This window comes from Desulfobacterium sp. N47 (assembly GCF_051233685.1).
In the GTDB taxonomy this organism is placed as follows: Bacteria; Desulfobacterota; Desulfobacteria; order Desulfobacterales; family RPRI01; genus RPRI01.
In genome coordinates, this window is the sequence record NZ_JBAMMY010000279.1 from 1 (window position 1) to 5,289 (window position 5,289).

Annotated in this window: 9 protein-coding genes; 4 read left to right on the forward strand and 5 right to left on the reverse strand. The window is 40.3% G+C overall.

Going from position 1 to position 5,289, the window contains the following annotated elements; all coding sequences use genetic code 11:
• Positions 1-719 precede the first annotated feature (719 nt).
• The 4 genes from VXK47_RS17775 to VXK47_RS17790 all read left to right on the forward strand — a co-directional run bounded on the left by VXK47_RS17775 (position 720) and on the right by VXK47_RS17790 (position 1,775).
• A complete protein-coding gene (locus VXK47_RS17775; RefSeq protein ID WP_435550125.1) occupies positions 720-995 on the forward strand; it encodes a hypothetical protein in 276 nt (91 codons plus the stop codon).
• The gene (locus tag VXK47_RS17780) at positions 976-1,359 is read left to right on the forward strand and encodes a type II toxin-antitoxin system VapC family toxin (RefSeq protein WP_435550126.1); all 384 of its coding nucleotides are present in this window, start codon (positions 976-978) and stop codon (positions 1,357-1,359) included. Before VXK47_RS17775 ends, VXK47_RS17780 begins: the two co-directional genes overlap by 20 nt.
• 9 nt (positions 1,360-1,368) lie before the next feature.
• On the forward strand, positions 1,369-1,473 hold the full coding sequence (locus VXK47_RS17785) for a PEP-CTERM sorting domain-containing protein (RefSeq protein ID WP_435550127.1): 105 nt from the start codon (positions 1,369-1,371) through the stop codon (positions 1,471-1,473).
• Positions 1,474-1,598: 125 nt separating this feature from the next.
• The gene (locus VXK47_RS17790) at positions 1,599-1,775 is read left to right on the forward strand and encodes an addiction module protein (protein ID WP_435550128.1); all 177 of its coding nucleotides are present in this window, start codon (positions 1,599-1,601) and stop codon (positions 1,773-1,775) included.
• Positions 1,776-2,606: 831 nt separating this feature from the next.
• Here VXK47_RS17790 and VXK47_RS17795 read toward each other — a convergent pair.
• The 5 genes from VXK47_RS17795 to VXK47_RS17815 form a co-directional block, all read right to left on the reverse strand.
• Complete coding sequence (locus VXK47_RS17795) at positions 2,607-2,837, reverse strand: hypothetical protein (RefSeq protein WP_435550129.1); 231 nt, start codon at positions 2,835-2,837, stop codon at positions 2,607-2,609.
• 16 nt (positions 2,838-2,853) lie between these two features.
• Entirely contained in the window at positions 2,854-3,255 is a 402-nt protein-coding gene (locus tag VXK47_RS17800; RefSeq protein WP_435550130.1) for a helix-turn-helix domain-containing protein, read from the reverse strand.
• Positions 3,255-3,485, reverse strand: coding sequence for a type II toxin-antitoxin system HigB family toxin (locus VXK47_RS17805; protein WP_435550131.1), 231 nt, complete (start codon positions 3,483-3,485; stop codon positions 3,255-3,257). Before VXK47_RS17805 ends, VXK47_RS17800 begins: the two co-directional genes overlap by 1 nt.
• 512 nt (positions 3,486-3,997) lie before the next feature.
• Positions 3,998-4,192, reverse strand: coding sequence for a hypothetical protein (locus VXK47_RS17810; protein ID WP_435550132.1), 195 nt, complete (start codon positions 4,190-4,192; stop codon positions 3,998-4,000).
• Positions 4,193-4,201: 9 nt separating this feature from the next.
• Complete coding sequence (locus VXK47_RS17815; RefSeq protein WP_435550133.1) at positions 4,202-4,714, reverse strand: Zeta toxin family protein; 513 nt, start codon at positions 4,712-4,714, stop codon at positions 4,202-4,204.
• Between the last annotated feature and the right edge of the window lie 575 nt (positions 4,715-5,289).

The window sequence follows — 5,289 nt, forward strand, 5'->3', positions numbered from 1 at the left end:
CGCACCTTCCAGCCAATATTGGACGGTCTTTTTAACATCAAATTTTATCGAAGTCTTCATTGTGATTTAATTATAATTTTCAATAACATGAGAGTCAAGACAAATAGTAATAAGGGACAGGCGAATTATGCTTAACACACCATGGTTTGCGGTTGATGGTTAAGCAGGGCAATTGGTATCACATCTTGAATTGTGAATTAAATTTTTCATATTCTAATCCATAAAGATTGTTTTGCGTTAATGAAAGAAAAGGGACAGGCGAATTATGCTTGAGACGCCCATTGTATGCGGTTAAGGGTTAAGCTCGGAAAACTCCACATTCGTCATTCCGGCGAAGACCGGGCACGAAGTGACACGTAGTGAAGCATAAGCGCTAACCTTTAGCGCTAACCAGGATTTCGCTTGTTTATGGATACCGGATCAAGTCCGGTATGACGGTTTGGGTGTTTAAAAAAGAAGGAGAAAAGGAGAAAACGTCTATGATTTCATGCTTTTTCGATAATCTTTCACAGAGTACTCAGAGCCACAGAGTTTTTTCAGGAATTTTTGATAGGAAAATTCTTAAAAATCTAATTTCATGCCATCAAGGTTGATATGAAACGCCAGTACGATGAATACGGCATGAATATCCTTTTTATGGTGTTGTTTTTTGGTTGACTTTTCAACGGTTTTCTATGATATTCTTTATGTAACTATACAGAAAAGGGAGGGCTTGGTTTATGAACACGGCTTTGAAACAGGCATATTTTCAGCTTCCCGAAGAACTGCTGAATGAGTTGCGGGCAACCGTTGATGAGCGCGAACAAAGCAGATTCGTCTCCGGTGCCTTGCGGAAAGAACTCCAGCGGGTGCGTCAGCTTAAAGCCATTGATGAGACGTTTGGTTGCTGGTGCGATGGGGAACATCCTGAACTTGCAAAAGGGGTGGACCGGTTCGTGCGCAGCAGCAGAAAATCTACTCGGAAGAATCGCACTAATGTCTCAAGTTGTGATTGATACTGATGTGCTGATACTCCATTTGCGAGGCAACAAGCAAATAAAAGAGATGCTTAAAGAAGTGGCGCAATCTTCACTACTATGCTGTTCGGCAATTACCATCGGTGAAATTTATGCCGGTATGAAGGATGAAGAACGGGAGAAAACCGAGCTGCTTCTTGACAGCCTTCCGGTTTTTGAAGTCGATAGAAAAATCGCTGAGTTGGCAGGTTTTTATAAGAGATCTATCAAAAGCCATCATCTTGAGTTGGATGATTGTTTGATAGCAGCGACCTGTGTACTGAAAAAAGCTGTTCTGATTACAGGCAATATAAAACATTACCCCATGCAAAATCTGGAGAAAAAAGAAATCAGGGGGAAATAGGGTACGTTCGTGCAAATTCCTGAACCAGCCACCCTGCTTCTTCTTGGCTTCGGACTCATAGGTCTTGCAGGTGCAGAAAATTTAAAAAATAGGGATAAAACGGTTTACGGTTGACAGTTTACGGTTAACGGTAAAAGAAAGCTAACATTATGGTATTAATTAAAAAACTGAATGATATTTGATGAATTCGAATCAACCGTTTCAGGAAAATTCCAGATACAGAGATAATGGAGGTGTCCATGTCTGACTTACTGAAAAAAATAGAGAATGAGGCTCTTAGTCTTTCTATCCAGGACCGCGCTTTTTTAGCTGACCGTTTACTCAGTTCTCTTGGTGAAGATGTACTTTCAGATATAGATAATGCCTGGATAGCCGAGGCTGAACGCCGTTATAAGGAATATAAGGAAAAGAGGTAAAAGGGACAGGCGAATAATGCTTTGAAATTTCATCAGCAAAAAGGCAGAATCAGAAACGACTCTGCCTTTTTTATTTCCGTTATTGCCCCTCCTGTAGAGACGCAAAATCTTGTACCTCTACCTTTGCGTCTCTACAAGGGTCGCCCCTGCATGCCGTTATCTGTGGACTGAAAATTGTCTTTATCCTTATTTCTCTTATCCATGGCTTCTGCTTTTATTATCTCTCACAAAGGTCTCAAAGCTTTTTCCAGATGCAGGCACAAAAGGCATAGTATCCCCGGATTCCCATTAAAATTCATTTTATTTCTTGACTTTGATATCGACATTGATACTATTTTAAGATGGTAAAATTGGATGAAATAATACTTCAAATGAAACAAAACCCCAAAGGGGTTCGATTTATTGACTTATGCAAGGTTTGTGATCACTTCTTTGGAACCAATAAGGGACAGGCGAATTATGGGAAGGGGAAGCATTGGAGACGCATCTTAATAATATTAGTTATTCAACCTACGGAATACGGAAAAACGGGGGGATTATAGCGCAGATATTAAAGGCTGAGTTTGAGACCTACCGGAAACGATTCATGAGAATGTTGTAATCCTCGTGTGAGCCTATCCAAAACCACACAAGTGTATCTTGTTCGCGCCAGGGCGATAGCCCGATAATGAAGTCCGATATCAACAGTCCACACAACGCCCTTTTTTGAAAACCCCAAAGAGGAATGAAAAGGTTGACAACGAAATAGCGAAAATTTTCTATCGGCCAAATTCTTTACTTCCAATGGGAGTTTTTCATAGCATTTCCAGAAATCGGGATGGGTTGTCGATGTCAATCCCATGAGGTGCAGCGACCAGATTTGAAGTCTTTCTGAACGCGTTCGAGCAGTTTAATGCCCGGCCCATTATCTGAAAAATCCGTTTCAATTTCATGATCCCATAACTTCCGGTCAATCTGTATAAGCCAATTAATTATTGATATCCGCTCAGGATCGGACAAAGAAAGGATAGCCTGTTGAATCTGTTGCGTTGAAATTTTATTGCTGGTGAACTGACAGGTCATATTTAGAATAGTTCAATCATACAAATACTACAGGAGAAACCTTAAAACGCTTGCTGAGAAGCTTAAGTTGGCGAACATTGAGCTGACGTTTGCCAGATATAATTTCCGATACCACCCCCTGGCTCCCAATCTCGGGCAGGTCTGACTGCTTAAGGCAATGTTCTTCCATCAAGGTCTTTAGGGCATTTATCGGTTCTCCCTCTATATCAGGGTAATTTTGGGATTCATAGGTTTCGATCAGACTTCCGATCGTCTCCATCAATGAAGATAAAGGGTGAGACTCATTGTTACCCACCTCATCAATAAGACTGTCAAGAAGATTGACCAAGTTATTATAATCTTTTTCATTGTGCGGCACAGAAAATACGCTCTGTATGTTCGGCCAGACTTTGGCAATTTCTTTAAGCTGAGTATTCATTATTTCCTCCAATATCCTCGGTCATATTCCTTGTGAGTAAGAACATGCCGAATATAAATCCGGCGCGTGTTGTAGTGTATTGCAGCAATTAAACCAATAAGGGACAGGCGAATTAAATGAAAAGGTTGACAACGAAATAGCAAAAATTTTCTATCGGCCAAATTCTTTACTTCCAATGGGAGTTTTTCATATTGAATCTGTTGCGTTGAAATTTTATTGCTGCTGATCATTTCATATCTCCCAGTATGATTGAAACGTTTAAATCAAGTTTACAACAATTCGTTAAAATGTCAAGAAGTGGACAGATTTTTTTCAGCAGATCACATTGACCGGTACAAAGCAATTGTGATAATCTTGAGGTTACATCCGAACCGTTTGCAAAAGCTATTCTTAGAAAGGGACTGAAACCTGATCAGATTAAACATGCCGGATAAAAGCGGTTCACAGTTCACGGTTAACGGTTGAAAGCGGTTGACAGTTGACGGTTGAAAGCGGTTGACGGTTGACGGTTGAAAGCGGTTGACGGTTGACGGTTGAAAGCGGTTGACGGTTGACGGTTGACGGTTGACGGTTGACGGTAAAAGAAATAATTCAATATAAAAAGGCAGAGTCGATATCGGCTCTGCTTTTTTTTGTTCTCGTTATAAAATCTTAAATAAATCTCATATTTCTTTCAACCGCAAACCGTCAACTGTAAATCATTTTTACCAAAAACAGCTTTGAGACAAAATCGGATTTTGCGCTATTTGTCAAACGAACCACTGTTGCCATGATCAACTGCACCGCTTTGTTCATGGATTATGCCCGGAACTTCATATTCGATGCGCCCATTTTTCCAAATTGGTATTTTGTAATTATTCTTCCTCGCATCCTCAGCGACCTTTGCAGCAGCTCTTTGCAGAGCTTTCAATCCAATTATGCCATATTTATTGTGCATTTTCATCATTTACTCCGATTCATCTATAATAATTGGCATGTTACCAGAGGTGTCAAAAACAATCCATGAATCTGCCATTTGCTTATAAAACATGTTGAAGTTTACCCAACCTCTTTGAAAACGGCGTCGAATATCCTGTTCAGGAACATTGTGGCCTCCTTGTGCAACTCTTAACTTCACGCGTTCTATTGCGAATTCTACTGAAGGAAGCTGTAAAAAATAAATGATAATCTCATATCCTTCGTTTTTCCAGCTGGTTATCTTTCTTATATACCCTTTGCCGCTAAAGGTTGTCTCAAAAGCAAATGATTCATTTTTCTTAACACATTCAATGATACGTTCAATCATTAATCTGCCCGCTTCAATGGCCATTTTTGCAGGTTGGAATGGAGAAAGGCCCTGAGCAATCAGATCAGCATTGATAAAATTAAGACATTCTGCCTCAATAGGTAGAAATTCATTTGCAAAAGTTGTTTTTCCCGCTCCATTGGGTCCAGCAAGTATGTAGCACTTCTTTTTCAATGATATATTTACCTGTTTAAAGCGGACTTTAATAAGTTCTCTGATTTTTTTCATATATAGCCATAACTACTAATGTAATCTATAGAAATCAGCCCTAACTGTCAAGCAACACTTGCAGGCGCAGACAGAAAATTCAAGAAATAGGGATAAAAACGGTTAACGGTTGAAAGCGGTTGACAGTTGAAAGCGGTTGACGGTTGACAGTTGAAAGCGGTTGACGGTTCACGGTTAACGGTTGAAAGCGGTTGACGGTTGACAGTTGACAGTTGACGGTTGAAAGCGGTTGACAGTTGACGGTTGAAAGCGGTTGACAGTTGACGGTTGAAAGCGGTTGACAGTTGACGGTTGAAAGGAGAAGGACAAGAATAAGGGACAGGCGAATTATGCATGCCATGCCCATTGGTTGCGATTAATGGTTAAGCAGTGGGAAAACCAATTTATAAACGGAGGATTATATGCCAAGAATCGCCAGAATGGTCGTGCCGGATCAAAAAACCGTATATCATGTGATGTCACGAACCGCTCTTGATGGGTATCCGTTTAGCGATATTGAGAAAGACAGGCTTGTCGATATT